Origin of the sequence: Limosilactobacillus fermentum, assembly GCF_013394085.1 — a bacterium.
In the GTDB taxonomy this organism is placed as follows: Bacteria; Bacillota; Bacilli; order Lactobacillales; family Lactobacillaceae; genus Limosilactobacillus; species Limosilactobacillus fermentum.
In genome coordinates, this window is the sequence record NZ_CP040910.1 from 1,087,800 (window position 1) to 1,101,332 (window position 13,533).

Below are 13,533 nucleotides of genomic sequence, written 5' to 3' on the forward strand. Positions count from 1 at the left end.
CATCATCCTTTCTTTGGCGGGGTCAACCCCGCTAGCCACTGCAATTGGGCCTGCTGGCGGCTGATTGCCCGCTCCAGAATTAGGTAGTGGCCGTAACTTTCCCGAATCGCTTGGGGCGAACTAAACAGCCGCTTCTTACGTTCGTTTAAGTGGGCCAGGCTTGCTTCCACCAAGCGGCGTTGGTTTTCAATTAGCACGGCCATCCGCGGGTCGTCTTGGTCCTTAATGAAAAACATCTTGAGCGAAAAAAGGTCCTTGGACACCGGCAAAGCCTGATTCGGCGTTTGTAACCACTGGTTTAAAATCCGGCGCCCCTCCGTAGTTAGTTGGTAGTGGATTTCCTTATCGTTATCCGGGTCCGGGACCACGGCTAGCCAATGGTCGGTGGTCATCCGCCGCAGTTCCGGGTAGATTTGGCTGTGCGAGGACTTCCAAAACTCCCCAATGTCGGTCGTAAATTCCTTGGTGATATCCTTGCCGGATAGCTGGCCATGTTCTTCAATGATCCCTAAGATGACGTAGGGTAAAATTCGTTTGGCGGGCACCCCCATCACTTCCCTTCCCCGTTAATTAACGACATTATACCAAAGAGGAGGCCGGGAAAAATCGTTTTTTCCCGACCTCCTCTTATTTTGCTATTTTTGACGACGGTAGTTTTGGTCAAAGAAGTTACCGTTACGGATGTCGTCGGTCATCCCTTCGTACGGGGCTTCGTTGATGACTTCATCATTATCCTGGCCCGCATCCCCCATGTAAGTAATGGTGGCAAATTCTGGCACCACCAGTTTCGGGTAGGTCGCGTACTTTTCCCGGCTTTCGTGCATTAAATCAATGTGCTCGTTTTGGAAACAAACCGTGATTTCCGGGTGCTCTTGGACCCACTTGGGAAAGAAGATCGTCCCGTTGAGCTTGTGCTCGTTTGGAACAAAGTCCAAGGCCACGTCGGTCCCAGTCGGTTCCGTCCAAGCAACCTTGTATACTCCTTCAGTCAGCATATCAATGTGGGCTTCTTGGTCCTTCACCCAGCGGCCGGCGACCATCCCACCGTGAATCCGGTAGTCAACGGTGTGGTCGTTTTTAGCGTACCATTCGTATTCCCAGCCGTTATCGTAGGTGTAAATAAAGTGGGTCCCCAAAAAGTCAGCGAGGGTCTTAAATTGCTTATCCATGTGGTTTAATTGTGCCATGATATCTCTCCTTTTTATAACGTTATCGACACATCTAGGATATAACTTTATGTCGTTATCGTCAAATAAAAATAAAAAAGGACCGGAAAAACAGCTCTTTTCCAGTCCCTTAAATCACCGATACTCAATGTTAAGCCGTTTTCCCGCCCGGTGTGCGATGTCAGCCACCAGGGCGTAGGAGACGTTAATCTGAACCTCTTCAATGGACGAAATTAAAGTTGGCGTTAAGCCTACGTATGTCGCAAATTCTCCCGTGGTCATGTCCAGGTCCTGGCGCAGCCCCCGCACGAGCACCGCGGCGTTGGCGTTTAGCTGGCGCTGGGTGGTGGCGTCTAAGCGGGCCACTTCTTGGGGAACCTGGGCGGCAGTTGTATTAAGATTGAGCATAATCCCTCCAACGATTCTGGCTAGGCAACTAAACTACCCTCACCATAACGGTCTTTGGTCGATTCGTCAAGTGGTCTATTTTAATTATTCCCTTTCAAACCAGATAATTAAACGCTTTCAATCAATTAGTGGTTCTTGAATCATTTTTGTTTAACCGGCCGGCGCCCCCATATCAGGTGTAACAGGTAGGCAAAACCAAACGCTAACAACCAAGTAGCCGGCCAGAGGAGCGCCAACGCTAACCATGGGTGCGTGGTGGCTAATTGACGACCCCACCAATCCCAAAGCAAGGTCTGCCAAAAGACATTGCCTAGGTAAGCGCGGTAGGCATACGTTGCCACCCCGTGCATAATCCGCAGGTTCCCCCGCCACTGGCCAAATTGGTTCACCACCCACCAAATGGTCACTAAGCTGATGACCCCGAGGGCGTAGAGAGTGGCGGAAAGCTTGTAGTAACTGACGACGCTTAAATTGGCCCACTCGCCTCTCATTTGGACGATCATCCAGGCAAGGCTAGCCAAGGTGAAGACCGTTGCTTGTAGCCAAAAGCGCAGTAAAACATTCAGCAAGGGGCGCCGGAAGTTAACTAATAATATCCCGCCCACCGCATAAATTAAAAAGCTCACCCAGACTCGATCGAGCAAATACCAATGGCCGGGGTTCTGGCCCACTAGGTGTTGGTACAAAGCCAACCAGGCTAGCGTAATTAAGGCGGTACCGATAGCCACTACCCACCCCCGCTGCGGACGTTTCCCAACCAAGCGGTGGAGGGCCCAAAAACAGGGCATCAAGATGATGAACTGGAGCATCATCGTGTTATACCAAAGGTGGGGCGCCGCGTTACCGTTCACGAATTGCCAGGCGAAACTGGTCCAATTATGGTAGTGTTGCTCTTGTTGGAGCTTGGGTAATAAAAGTAAGTAGGCGCTGGTCCAGTATATGGTGGGCCAAAAAAGTGCCGCCCACTGTTGGCGCAGGTAGTGGCGGTAATTAAAAACGCCGGCGCCGCTATGGGTACGGATGGTCGTGTACAAGATGCCAAAGATGAAGGCGGGTGCCGTGTACTTAACCAGGTTATCCAAGATCGCTAGGCCAAGCTGCGTTGGCCCAGTCGAAAGTCTCACCAGTTGGGCAAGCAATGGCTGGACCATCACCGCCGTGCAGGCAAAGACCTTCAAGAAGTCACCAATGTCCCCCTCTTGGTGGGGTAAGGAAATCCCCGGGCGGCCCGTCGTCGATCGGTGTTCGTTCAAACTATTCTCCCCCTTTTCTCCCTACTAGATTGACATTAATCGCCACCCTTGTCAAAAAAATTCAAAAGGGGCTTGCATCGATTCACTGATGCGGGTATAGTACTTCTTGTTGACGCGGCGGTGGCGGAACTGGCAGACGCGCAAGATTAAGGATCTTGTGGTCATTGAGACCGTGGAGGTTCGAGTCCTCTTCGCCGCACTACTAAGGCTTCCGGCAGATGCTGGGGGCTTTTTTTGAAAGCGGGCAAGGAAACACGTTCTTTTAAGGACGTGATGAATTGCCTTTTTTTGTGCCCTTAGGGCACATGATCGAACCGTAATGTAATATAATTATTGGTATGAAAGATACAAAAAGAATTACATATGGTAGAACGTCAGTCTACAATCTTAATTATCATTTAATTTGGGGAACTAAATATCGTAATAAAGTGTTGAAAGGACACGTAGAAGAAGTCTTGAAGCAATCATTATATGATATAGCTTCAAAATATGGATTTACGATTGCTCATATGGAGATTGGTAAAGATGACCATATCCACTTACTAGTGAGCGCTCCGCCAAAACTGTCTGTAACTAACATCATGCGCTGGCTTAAAGGCATTTCTGCACGGCACCTCTTCCGAGAATGTCCAGAACTACAAACTAGCTACTGGAAAAAGCAAGGTCGTCACCTATGGTCACCAAGTTATTATGTTGAAAGCATTGGGAGCGTTAATGAACAAGCAGTAGCCAAGTATATTGATGATCAACGCAAAAAGGAGGTGAAATTAGAATGACCAAATTAATTAAAGGGGTCAAGCTACGCTTGTACCCTAACAAGCAACAACAAGCTCAACTATGGCAAATGTTCGGCAATGACCGTAGAGTGTGGAATCTCATGCTAGATATGGCTAAGCAACGCTATCAAAACAATCCTAGCAGTCATTTTGTAAATGAATATGGAATGAATTACTTGCTTAAACAGTTGAAACAAGAATATCCCTATCTTAAAGACAGCGATGCGACTAGTTTCCTTGTGGTGAACCATAATCTAGTCCAAGCTTTTAAGATGCTGTTTAAACATCGTGGTGGCTATCCACGCTTTAAAAGCAGGCACGCCGCCAAACAGTCATATACTGGTCGGTCGGTCTGCACAGTGATTGCCAAGAGAAGAATGAAGCTACCTAAGTTAGGAAGCATTCGAACTAGTAAGACCTCTCAAGCTGTAAATGGCAAAATTAAGCGTTATACCGTCAGCTATGGTCCAACTGGTCGCTACTACTTATCTTTGCAGGTCGAGACTGTTGCTCCAGAAGCATTGCCAAAAACAGGCAAGACCGTTGGCCTGGATGTTGGGATCGCTGACTTAGCGATTAGTTCTGACGGTGAAAAGTTTGGTACTTTCAATGCTAAGTGGTTGGAAAAGCAAGCCACAAAGTGGCAAAGCAAGTATAGTCGCCGAAAATATCAAGCAACCGTAGCTGTTCGCCAATGGAACCATAATCATAAAGACGTAAAAATGGATCTCAATGATTATCAGAATTGGCAACGGGCTCAAAAACAAAAGGCTCGCTACCAACAACGGATAGCGAACCAACGTCAAGATTACTTACACAAACTAACAACAGCCTTAGTTAAAAAATACGATGTGATTGTCATTGAAGATTTGAAAGCCAAGAATCTACAAAAGAATCACCATTTAGCTAAAGCTATTGCGAATGCCAGTTGGTACCAATTTAGAACCATGCTGGAATACAAGTGTGATTGGTACGGTAAACAGTTAATTACTGTTAATCCTAATTACACCAGTCAGATCTGTAGCACGTGTGGTTACCATAGTGGGAAGAAACCACTTGAAATTAGAGAATGGACTTGTCCTAAATGTGGTACTCATCACGATCGAGATATTAATGCGGCAGTTAATATACTCCATAGAGGATTAAAAGCCGTTGGCTAGGGACTAGCCGTGGTAAAAGAACGGAGTTCTGTAAGTTTAGGTATTCTGAATACAGAAGCAACATCCTAAATACTACTTCGTGTTCCCAGAAGCTCGGTCATTTATGGCCGAGTAGTTCACGTTTGAGTGCGACTAACCTCCTTGACGGGTCGTATGGGCTAAGCTAGGGGAAAGATTAGCGCGGAACGCGGTGTTCTTTACCCGTACTTAGCTACTAGACCCGTGGTTAGGAGCACGTTATTGAGAGTGTGACTCAGCCAAAAACCAAGCCGTGGGCTAAGTTAGAGTAAGCAAATTAATTCAAAAAGCTGGAGGTTTCGTCTGGATAGACGTTATCCCCAGCTTTTTAATTCTATCGATCGTTTATTGGTTGTTGCTGTATTGTAGCTTTTGGGCTTCTTTGAAGAGCTTGTCTAATTCGCCGGACTTCTTGGCGTCCTTGATCGTCTTGTTGACGACCTTTAAGAGGGCCTTATCGGACTTGCGAACCACGACCCGCGGGTCAGAAGTTTTGGCGCTAATCTTAAAGGTAATGTTCTTGGCGATGGCGTAATCATTAGGGTGTTCAGCCACAAAGGCGTCCGCCGAGGTCTGGGCTAATATCAACCCATCCAAAGTCCCCGCCTTCACCTCTTGGGACAGGGTCGTGATTGAACTTTCGGTGACCAACTTTACCCCGGAAAGGGACTTCCCGATCGTTTCTTGTTCGGAGGATTGTTGGGCACCCAACGTGGCTCCCTTCAAGGCGCTGATGCCGCTGTACTTGTTTTCGTTAGCCTTAGAAACCAACAGAACTTGACCCCCGTGGTGGTAGGTACTCGAGAAGCTAACCGCCTTGGCCCGTTCCTTGGTCCAAACCATCCCGGCCATCACCATGTCGAACTTCTTGTTTTGCAGCTCACTAATCAGGGATGGAAAGGCAATGTTGACGAACTTAACCTTCTTGACCCCGATGTTTTTGGCGATTAAGTGGGCTAGTTCAACGTCGTAACCGACAATTTGTTGCTTACCGTTTTTAACGATCTGGAATTCATACGGTGGGTAATCGGCCGAGGTTCCCACGACTAACTCACCCTTCTTTTTGATGTCTTGGACACTGGAGTCGCTAGAGGAGCTACACCCGGCTAAACTCACCGCCCCCATCACCACTAGGGCCGCCACCATTAACATTTTCAACCATTTCTTCCACGCCATAACAATTCCTCCTTATGAGTTCAATTTGAACTCTCTCATGATTTTTTAAAAGTATACACCATTATTTTATATTTAACCAGTTAAATTTAATATTTTTGATTTTTCATGCAATTATAAGCATAAAAAAGTGGGCAATCACCGCAACCAGAGCGCGAAATCCAGTCGCTCAGGTTGGTGATTGCCCACCCTAATCATTATGCTTCTTCCGTTTTCCAAGTTCCGCCAAAAAGTTGGCTAGCTAATTCATCGGCCGACAAGCGGCCCCCGTTTTCCTCGAAGCCGCGGAACGGGCGCAAAGCCAGCATCGCCCCGTCCTGGTGCTTGCGGGCCTGGTGGAGTGCGTAGTCAACCAGTGAACCATCCTTCATCCGCTCAACTAGTTGGCCACTCAAGGTCGTCTTGGGGTGGTCAACCTTGTATTCCAGGTCGTCAATGATTTCCAAGTATTCCGGGCCGGCCTGCAGTTCGTTAACGAAGATCCGCAGGTGGCGAATAAAGGCCTTGGCCGTGGCGGCGAAGGTGCTTGGCTTGGTTGGGTCTTCTAAGGCGACCGTTTCGTTCATTTCGTCGGCCCGCTTCATCACCCCCGGGACCTCCTTAGGCGCCAGGGCAGTGTTCATGATGAAGTAGCCGGCCAGGAGGCGAATAAAACGGAGGGTCCCGGTCCGGATCCCGATTTGACTGGTTGGGTCGAGGTCGAGCATCCGCAGTTCGATGTATTCAACTCCCTCTTTGGCCATCGTCTTTAAATCCGCGGCGCCCTTAAACCGAACTGGGCCGTGAAATTCAGACGGCGCCAGTAGTTCGCCGCTTTCAACGGCCGCTAAAATCGTTTCGACGTAGGAATCAATTGAGCTGTAATCGCCGCTAAACTTGGTGCCAAACCCGTACTGGCGGGACTGGCGGATGCAGCGAACCGGATGTTTTAAGGGCGTTGCACCGTTTTCAAAAAAGTTTTGCTCGGCGATCGGACTGGCCCCAAATAAGTAGGTTAACAGCCAACGGTAGCGAACGAAGCCCTGGGTAATGATCTGATACAGGTAATTGCGGGTCGCCACCTCGTCTTTAAAGCGGTCAGGAAAGCTTTCAAACACCACTTTGACCAGGCCCGGATTGATGCTTAAGTTGATGTGGGCGCCGGACGGAGTCCCCTCGGAAATCGAATGGCGCTTGAGCCACTCCTGGAAGTACTTTTCCTTTTCCGGACCGGCCTTGGCAATTGGGACCTGCGAGCGATCACGGGGCAAAATTGGCGGCATTGACAACGGCCACAACAACTCTCCCGGGGCGAGCGCCGTGCGTAGGGCGGTATTAATGCTGTACAGATAGTGGATCGCATCGGTGGCGTTGCTGGCCGGTGGGGTCACGATTTCAGACATCGTTTCCAAAAAATCGTTGGTGATCCACGGGTTTTTCTTTTCGTCCCCCACCGCTGCCGGGTAAGGTTCTTGACTCAGGTGACCAGTTTCGTCCACCCGCTGCATTTCAATTTCCAGGCCCATCTTAAAATCCGAGGCCTCCAAAATCGCTTGGTGGTCAAAGATGGCCTGCCCAATTTGACTAAACATTTTCTCCGCCCTATTTCTCACTAGTTTGTAACTTTTGTTTAATTTATTAGATCACAACCAAAAGGGCAAGCTACGGTTTTTGTTTAAAATAACCCTTGCCTATCATTAGAAAATGATTATAATTAGTAACATCTTCTCTAAGGAAAGGGGTTCTTAATAATGAGTACACAACCAATTCGTGTCATCCGTCAACGGGCGCACCAGGCCGTCGCCCTACTACTTGTTAGCTAGAACCCACTTTTCGGCGGGTTCTATTTGCAACCAGTAGGGCCCCCCTAACATTTAAAGTTAGATCTCAAAGGGAGTCCCTACACGTTTTACAGGGGCTCCTTTTTTGGGTCCCCGACCATTGAAAGGGGTATTGATTATGACTTATCGTTTTTCTAAATTTGTTCCTAAAACCACCACCGATCCGGTGGGCGACATCCTGCGGGTGGCCGGTCACCCCGGCGTGATCTCCTTTGCCGGGGGACTGCCGGCGCCGGAACTGTTCCCAGTTGAAAAGGTCCAAGCGGCGGCCCAGGCAGCGCTCGCTGAGCATGGCGCCGCCGCCCTCCAATATGGTAGCGCCCAAGGCGTTCCCCAGCTCCTCGACGTCATCACCGACCGAATTAAGCGGGAGCAGATCAACGCGACACGAGAAAACGTACTGGTCACCACCGGCTCCCAGCAGGTCCTCGACCTGGTGGCCAAACTCTTTATCAACCCGGGTGACTCCGTGATCGTCGAAGAACCCACCTATCTCTGTGCCGTTGACGCCTTCAAGTCTTACGGCGCTAACTTAGTCGGGGTCGAAATGGACGACGATGGGATCCGGGTTGACGAGCTCGAACAAGTCCTTAAGAACCGGGATGACGTTAAGCTCCTCTACACCATCCCCAACTACCAGAACCCGACCGGGCGCTCGATGCCGGCAGAACGGCGCCAACAGATCGCCCAACTGGCGGAAAAGTACGACCTGATCGTCTTAGAAGACAACCCCTACGGCGAAATCAACTTCACCGGCGAACGGATCCCGTCGATCAAGTCGTATGATCAGAGTGGCCACGTCATCTACACCTCAACCTTCTCCAAGATCTTGGCACCGGGGATGCGAGTTGGCTGGCTGATCGCAGACGAGGAATTGATCCCCCACTTCACGATGCTCAAGCAAACCGTCGACCTGCACACCGATAATTTCACCCAGTACACGATCGCCAAGTTCTTTGAGCAAAACGACGTCGATGAACACGTCCGGCAAATCACCGACCTTTACCGCAGCCGCAAGGACGCCATGATCGCGGCGATGGAAAAGTACTTCCCGGCCGACGTCAAATTCTCCCGGCCCACCGGGGGGATGTTCCTCTGGGTCGAGGTTCCGGGTGGGGTGGACACCCAAGCCCTGTTTAACGAGTGCATCGCTAATCACGTTGCCTTTGTGCCGGGTGAACCTTTCTACCCGAAGGACGCGCCCGCCGGCAAGTTCCGCTTGAACTTCTCTAACACCCCGGCTGACCAGATTGAGGTCGGCATCCAGCGCTTGGCGGAGGCCTTGGTTGCTACGCCGGTCTAAACACGGAAAACTAAAACGCCCTGCTGAGCAAGCGACTCACCAGGGCGTTTTAGTTTTATTTATCCGATTATCAATTTTATGAATATGATGGAAGGGGATACTTAGGCATTTTCTGTTTACACCAAAAAAGAGCAAGGGGTCGGAAAAACAGATTTTTCCCGGTCCCTTGCTCTTTTTAATCGCGTACTTGGTACACCCAGTTGCCGTTGACCATCACCGCCGCTACCGTTGAGCGGTTAGCCTGGTACATCAGGCGTTCAAAGCGTTCCAGGGGGCTTTCGCTTGGCCACGGGTGCGGGTCAGTTAAAATCTGGAGGTCGGCTTGGCACCCGGCTTCGATTGCCCCAACTGGCAGGTTCAAGGCCTCCGCTCCACCCTTGGTCGCCAGGTAGAAGGCGGCGGGCATTGAGATCCGGGAGTCAGGGGCCCCGTGGTCGGCATTGGTTACCCCATCGGTACGGACCTGAGAAAGGGCGACGGCGTGGCGGATGTTATCGTACAGGCTCGGCGAGTAACCACCGGAGATGTCGGTCCCGAGCCCGACCTCGTTGCCCGCCGCCAGTAATTGCTTAACCGGTAGCACGCCGTTACCGAAGTAGGCGTTAGAAATTGGGCAGTGGGCCAGGGCCGTTCCTCGCTCGTGCAGTAACTTCGCGTCCGCCTCGGTCAGCTGGGTTCCGTGGGCCAGCACCGTCTTGTCGGTTAAGAGGCCAAAACGATCCAGCACTTCGGCATCGTGAATTCCGAACCGGTCAATCGCGTACTGGTGCTCCCAGTTACTTTCCGACACGTGGGATTGGATCGGCAGGTCGTACTTTTGCGCTAGTTTCCCCAAACCAGCCAGGGTTCCATCGGTGCACGATGGCACGAAGCGGGGCGTGATCACCGGTAGCGGCGCCAGTGGCTCGTCTTACCCCAGTAATTCTAGGGCCTGGATGAAACGTTCGGTCTCGGCGATCGCCTCCTCGCTGCTTCGATCGCGGTAATAGGCCGGGGTTTGGTCGGGATTATCCATCGCCACACGCCCGATCGCGCTCCGTAAGCCCTGATCCATGCACTCGCGGGCCAGGACCAAGTTGGCCTCGGTGTGGATGGTGCCGAAAAAGAGGACCGTCGTGGTTCCGTTGGCTAAAAGGGTGTGGACCAGGTCGTGGTAGACCGTTTGGACGAACTCAAGGTCCTCGTACTTAGCCTCCAAGGGAAAAGTGTAATCGTTGAGCCATTCGTTGAGCGGCTTATCGAGGGCGTGACCAGCCTGGGGCCACTGCGGGGCGTGGACGTGCAGGTCCACAAAGCCGGGCACGAGCACTTGGCCGGGGGTTAGTTTGGTCAGCCGGCCGGCCGCTTGGGCTTGTCGCAGGTGTCCTTGGTAGTCGGCATCGTTGGGCGTTAAAACGGCGATAATCTTGCCGGTTTGGTTAATTTCAACCAGGGCGTCTTGAAGGTAGGCAACGTGATGCGGGTCGTCCGGTGTGTAGACCGGCCCGAGAATGGCGGTTTTTAACATGGCTTCCTCCTATGAATGTGACAGCTTACCGTTTAATGTTATCACGAACTTTTTTACAAAAAAAGCAACGCCCCTACTTTCATCACTGAAAATTAGGGCGCTGCACTTTTAACTAAAACGGTTACTTGCCGAAGAATTCATTAGCGAACTGTTGGTAGAAGGCAATCGCCTGGTGATAGGCGGCGAGGCTGACCCATTCGTTAGGCTGGTGCTGACTGTCACTGCCGGGGCCGACCATCACGATTGGGTAGTCACCCTTGGCCCGAACGAACTCGGAGCCGTCACTAGCCCCGGTTCCGCCGACCGGGGTCAAGGTGTGACCAAAGACCTCCAGGCCAACCTTTTGAAGCAGTTGAACCAGCGGGGAGTGGGCGTCGCCGGGCATCGGTTCCTCGGGGTAAATGTAATCGACGCTGAGCTGGTAGCCCGGCTTGGCGTTTAATTCGGCGATCAAGCCATCGATCACATCAAAGATCACCTGGTTAGTGTAACCCGGGATCGTCCGGATGTTGCCAGAGAGCTCGGCTTGGGACGGGACGGAATTAATCTGTTCACCGCCCTTAATCAGGGTAATCAAACTGGTAAGTTTCCCGAGTACCGGATCCTTTTTATCCAAGCGGGCTAGGCGGGCTTGAACCTCATTGGCAAACTCCAAGAGGTGGGCGATTGCATCTTCACCCTCGTGGGGCCTAGAAGAGTGGGCGGCGATTCCCTTGGAGGTAACGTGGTAGTCCACGACGCCCTTGCTGGTGTAGCAAATTTGCCGCATTCCGTCGGTCGGTTCGGCGATCACCAACGCACTCAGGTCGTCGGCGAGCCCGGCATCGGTGACTTGCGCCGCCCCGTATTCGCCGGATTCTTCACCGACCGTGGCGATTAACTTGATCTTGCCCGGGACCTTCTTTTCTTCCAGCATGGCCAGCATCGCGCAGACAACTGCCGCCAAGCCACTCTTCATGTCCGAAGCACCACGCCCAATCAGGCGCCCCTCCTTGATGGTCGGTACAAAGGGGTCGGTGTCCCAATCAGCCAGGTCACCGGGGTCCACGACGTCTTGGTGCCCGGAAAAGCCTAACGCGGTCTCCCCCTCCCCAATCGTGACAATCAAATTGCTGCGGCCGGGTGAATATGCCAACTCCTCAATCGTAACCCCCTGATCTTCGTAAGGGGCAAAGAGACTCGCTAAGTAATCGGCGACCTCTTTTTCATTATCATTCACGGTTGGAATGGCGATCACCTTTTTTAAAATCTCCTCTGCGTGCGCTTGATCCATGACGGTTCCTCCTCTTAAAATATTTAAGCATATCATACACTTGTTATACATTATAAACAAGTTAATCCCGTTTTTCATTAATAACATTTGCATATTTAATCATTAGCGGATTAAAAAGCTCCCCCAGCGGTGCTGCATGGGGGAGCTTTTATTAATTTGAAAAATTTACTTTTTCCAGGAATTGCAGGTTTTGCATAAGGTTGAAATGGATCTACTTCCTTTCAAAATACTCCTACTATTGAACGTTCAACCACCCCTACTTAATTTCGGCGTGGCGGATGAAGTCGAGCTTAGTAATCACTTCGATTAACTGGGAAATGGTTAGCAGCAGGGCCCCACCTTGAACCGTCGTCTTTAGAAAGCCGCTGGACGCATCGAAGTAGTGCTTGGCACCAGCTAATTCCATCACGTGCTTAATCTAATTGTTGGTGTAGCCCGCATCAGAAAATTCGTCCTTTAACCAACCGGTGTCGACGATTTGGTACTGGTCAGCACCAATTAGATCAATGTAGAGATGGTAATTTTCGTGAACATCCGCATCATAAACCGGTAGTTGAACCTGGATCCCATCTTCTTCCGTGTTCTTAAAGCTGATCTGGTCCTTGGCCCAATCGTGGTATTGTTCCGCTAGTTCCTGGGCGTCAAAAATTGGCTTGTTAGGGCGCTTTTGCCCTTCTTCGTCCAATTCACGGGGGGGCGGTCCAACCCCATCCCCGCCGTCATCACCACCAATATCCGGCCAAATTCACGGATCGTGCCGGCCGGGAACTTTTCCGGGTGGTTGCGCTAGGTATTGCGAACGTAACTTTCGCCGTGGCCCCAGATCTTAGAGGCTTTCTTGAGCGGCCTTGTTAATGACCCGTAAAAATCAACAATCTCTATAACGTCGTACATAGGGGTTTAATGGCTTAGCACCCTAATTTTGTTGTTTGCAATGCTTCTTTTAGTTCTTTGACCCGTTCTTCAAGCTGGTCAATTACCTGGTTAAATTTATCATCACCCAGACCAGTTGGATCGTCCAGCCCCCAATTCTGGCGCATTTGAGCGGGGAGGCTGGGGCACTGGACGCCACAGCCCATCGTAATCACTACGTCCACCTGGGGAAGGTCGGTCAGGGCCTTGTTGTGTTGCCCATTGGCCAACATGTCAATTCCGTAGCGCTCCTTAACGAGCCGGACGGCATCCGGGTTAATCGTCCTTTTGGGGGCAGTTCCCGCCGAGTAACTATCAAAAACGTCGCTGGCCAAATGGCGGCCTAGCGCCTCGGCGATCTGGCTCCGGCAGGAATTGTGGGTGCAAATAAAGGCAACCTTGGGTTTTGTCATAGCCATTCCTCCCTTACTTGTTGGGCCCTTTCAAAGTCGTCGGTGAAAATCCCGGCAACGCCCCGCCTAAATAAGTCAGCCTGTACGGCCGGGTCATTAACCGTCCAAATCCGCTGGGGGACCGTCGCCCCCGCTAAATAGTGGTGTGGGTGAATTCCCGCTGACAGAAGGCATCCGGATCCTTTAAGTTACGGTCAGTTAAGTAACAGTATTCAAAGCCTGGGTCAATTGACTGGGCCACCAGTAGTGAAGCTAAGTTAAAGGAAGAAAAGATCACTGGCTTAGCGAGCGGGGCCTCTTTAACCAGTGGTAAGACCGTCTCCTCAATCCCCGGGTAGCGCTTGACGTCAG

Annotated in this window: 13 protein-coding genes, 1 tRNA gene and 2 pseudogenes; 4 read left to right on the forward strand and 12 right to left on the reverse strand. The window is 51.1% G+C overall.

Features of this window, described 5'->3' with window-relative positions:
* Positions 1–2: 2 nt before the first annotated feature.
* The 4 genes from FG166_RS05420 to FG166_RS05435 all read right to left on the reverse strand — a co-directional run bounded on the left by FG166_RS05420 (position 3) and on the right by FG166_RS05435 (position 2,827).
* Positions 3–545: a PadR family transcriptional regulator gene (locus tag FG166_RS05420; RefSeq protein ID WP_003684722.1), complete on the reverse strand. Its 543-nt coding sequence runs from the start codon at positions 543–545 to the stop codon at positions 3–5.
* A gap of 90 nt (positions 546–635) precedes the next feature.
* Entirely contained in the window at positions 636–1,169 is a 534-nt protein-coding gene (locus tag FG166_RS05425; protein WP_035431029.1) for a phenolic acid decarboxylase, read from the reverse strand.
* A gap of 132 nt (positions 1,170–1,301) precedes the next feature.
* Complete coding sequence (locus FG166_RS05430; protein WP_003682943.1) at positions 1,302–1,574, reverse strand: helix-turn-helix domain-containing protein; 273 nt, start codon at positions 1,572–1,574, stop codon at positions 1,302–1,304.
* Between the two features lie 140 nt (positions 1,575–1,714).
* On the reverse strand, positions 1,715–2,827 hold the full coding sequence (locus FG166_RS05435; RefSeq protein WP_003682941.1) for a hypothetical protein: 1,113 nt from the start codon (positions 2,825–2,827) through the stop codon (positions 1,715–1,717).
* A 114-nt stretch (positions 2,828–2,941) separates the two neighbouring features.
* On the opposite strand from FG166_RS05435, the gene FG166_RS05440 reads away from it, so the two are divergent.
* The 3 genes from FG166_RS05440 to FG166_RS05450 all read left to right on the forward strand — a co-directional run bounded on the left by FG166_RS05440 (position 2,942) and on the right by FG166_RS05450 (position 4,763).
* A tRNA-Leu gene (locus tag FG166_RS05440) sits at positions 2,942–3,026 on the forward strand.
* Positions 3,027–3,165: 139 nt separating this feature from the next.
* Positions 3,166–3,603, forward strand: coding sequence for an IS200/IS605 family transposase (gene tnpA, locus FG166_RS05445; RefSeq protein WP_015638546.1), 438 nt, complete (start codon positions 3,166–3,168; stop codon positions 3,601–3,603).
* Positions 3,600–4,763 carry an RNA-guided endonuclease TnpB family protein gene (locus tag FG166_RS05450; RefSeq protein ID WP_003684331.1) on the forward strand — a complete coding sequence of 388 codons (1,164 nt, stop codon included), beginning with the start codon at positions 3,600–3,602 and terminating at the stop codon, positions 4,761–4,763. Before tnpA ends, FG166_RS05450 begins: the two co-directional genes overlap by 4 nt.
* Positions 4,764–5,126: 363 nt before the next feature.
* On the opposite strand, the gene FG166_RS05455 is transcribed toward FG166_RS05450, so the two are convergent.
* Both FG166_RS05455 and FG166_RS05460 read right to left on the reverse strand, forming a co-directional pair.
* Complete coding sequence (locus FG166_RS05455; protein ID WP_003682939.1) at positions 5,127–5,957, reverse strand: transporter substrate-binding domain-containing protein; 831 nt, start codon at positions 5,955–5,957, stop codon at positions 5,127–5,129.
* A gap of 194 nt (positions 5,958–6,151) precedes the next feature.
* Entirely contained in the window at positions 6,152–7,525 is a 1,374-nt protein-coding gene (locus tag FG166_RS05460; protein WP_003682937.1) for a glutamate--cysteine ligase, read from the reverse strand.
* Between the two features lie 367 nt (positions 7,526–7,892).
* On the opposite strand from FG166_RS05460, the gene FG166_RS05465 reads away from it, so the two are divergent.
* Positions 7,893–9,077, forward strand: coding sequence for an aminotransferase-like domain-containing protein (locus FG166_RS05465; RefSeq protein ID WP_003682935.1), 1,185 nt, complete (start codon positions 7,893–7,895; stop codon positions 9,075–9,077).
* Between the two features lie 175 nt (positions 9,078–9,252).
* Here FG166_RS05465 and FG166_RS05470 read toward each other — a convergent pair.
* The 6 genes and pseudogenes from FG166_RS05470 to FG166_RS09590 form a co-directional block, all read right to left on the reverse strand.
* Positions 9,253–10,584, reverse strand: a pseudogene (locus FG166_RS05470) (amidohydrolase family protein).
* A 121-nt stretch (positions 10,585–10,705) separates the two neighbouring features.
* A complete protein-coding gene (locus FG166_RS05475; protein WP_035430999.1) occupies positions 10,706–11,857 on the reverse strand; it encodes an ArgE/DapE family deacylase in 1,152 nt (383 codons plus the stop codon).
* Positions 11,858–12,113: 256 nt separating this feature from the next.
* Positions 12,114–12,263, reverse strand: a complete 150-nt coding sequence (locus FG166_RS05480; RefSeq protein WP_003682928.1) for a hypothetical protein — start codon at positions 12,261–12,263, stop codon at positions 12,114–12,116.
* A 12-nt stretch (positions 12,264–12,275) separates the two neighbouring features.
* A complete protein-coding gene (locus FG166_RS05485) occupies positions 12,276–12,542 on the reverse strand; it encodes a hypothetical protein (protein ID WP_003682926.1) in 267 nt (88 codons plus the stop codon).
* A gap of 223 nt (positions 12,543–12,765) precedes the next feature.
* On the reverse strand, positions 12,766–13,182 hold the full coding sequence (locus FG166_RS05490) for an arsenate reductase ArsC (RefSeq protein ID WP_024500950.1): 417 nt from the start codon (positions 13,180–13,182) through the stop codon (positions 12,766–12,768).
* A 133-nt stretch (positions 13,183–13,315) separates the two neighbouring features.
* Positions 13,316–13,533: pseudogene (locus FG166_RS09590) on the reverse strand (glycerophosphodiester phosphodiesterase); the annotation flags it as partial.

Excerpts from the sequence above, each read along its gene's own strand:
- tnpA (WP_015638546.1), top strand. The coding sequence starts at position 3,166 with ATGAAAGATACAAAAAGAATTACATATGGTAGAACGTCAGTCTACAAT.
- FG166_RS05465 (WP_003682935.1), top strand. The coding sequence starts at position 7,893 with ATGACTTATCGTTTTTCTAAATTTGTTCCTAAAACCACCACCGATCCG.
- FG166_RS05475 (WP_035430999.1), bottom strand. The coding sequence starts at position 11,857 with ATGGATCAAGCGCACGCAGAGGAGATTTTAAAAAAGGTGATCGCCATT.
- FG166_RS05450 (WP_003684331.1), top strand. The coding sequence starts at position 3,600 with ATGACCAAATTAATTAAAGGGGTCAAGCTACGCTTGTACCCTAACAAG.
- FG166_RS05425 (WP_035431029.1), bottom strand. The coding sequence starts at position 1,169 with ATGGATAAGCAATTTAAGACCCTCGCTGACTTTTTGGGGACCCACTTT.
- FG166_RS05455 (WP_003682939.1), bottom strand. The coding sequence starts at position 5,957 with ATGGCGTGGAAGAAATGGTTGAAAATGTTAATGGTGGCGGCCCTAGTG.
- FG166_RS05480 (WP_003682928.1), bottom strand. The coding sequence starts at position 12,263 with ATGGAATTAGCTGGTGCCAAGCACTACTTCGATGCGTCCAGCGGCTTT.
- FG166_RS05490 (WP_024500950.1), bottom strand. The coding sequence starts at position 13,182 with ATGACAAAACCCAAGGTTGCCTTTATTTGCACCCACAATTCCTGCCGG.
- FG166_RS05430 (WP_003682943.1), bottom strand. The coding sequence starts at position 1,574 with ATGCTCAATCTTAATACAACTGCCGCCCAGGTTCCCCAAGAAGTGGCC.
- FG166_RS05460 (WP_003682937.1), bottom strand. The coding sequence starts at position 7,525 with ATGTTTAGTCAAATTGGGCAGGCCATCTTTGACCACCAAGCGATTTTG.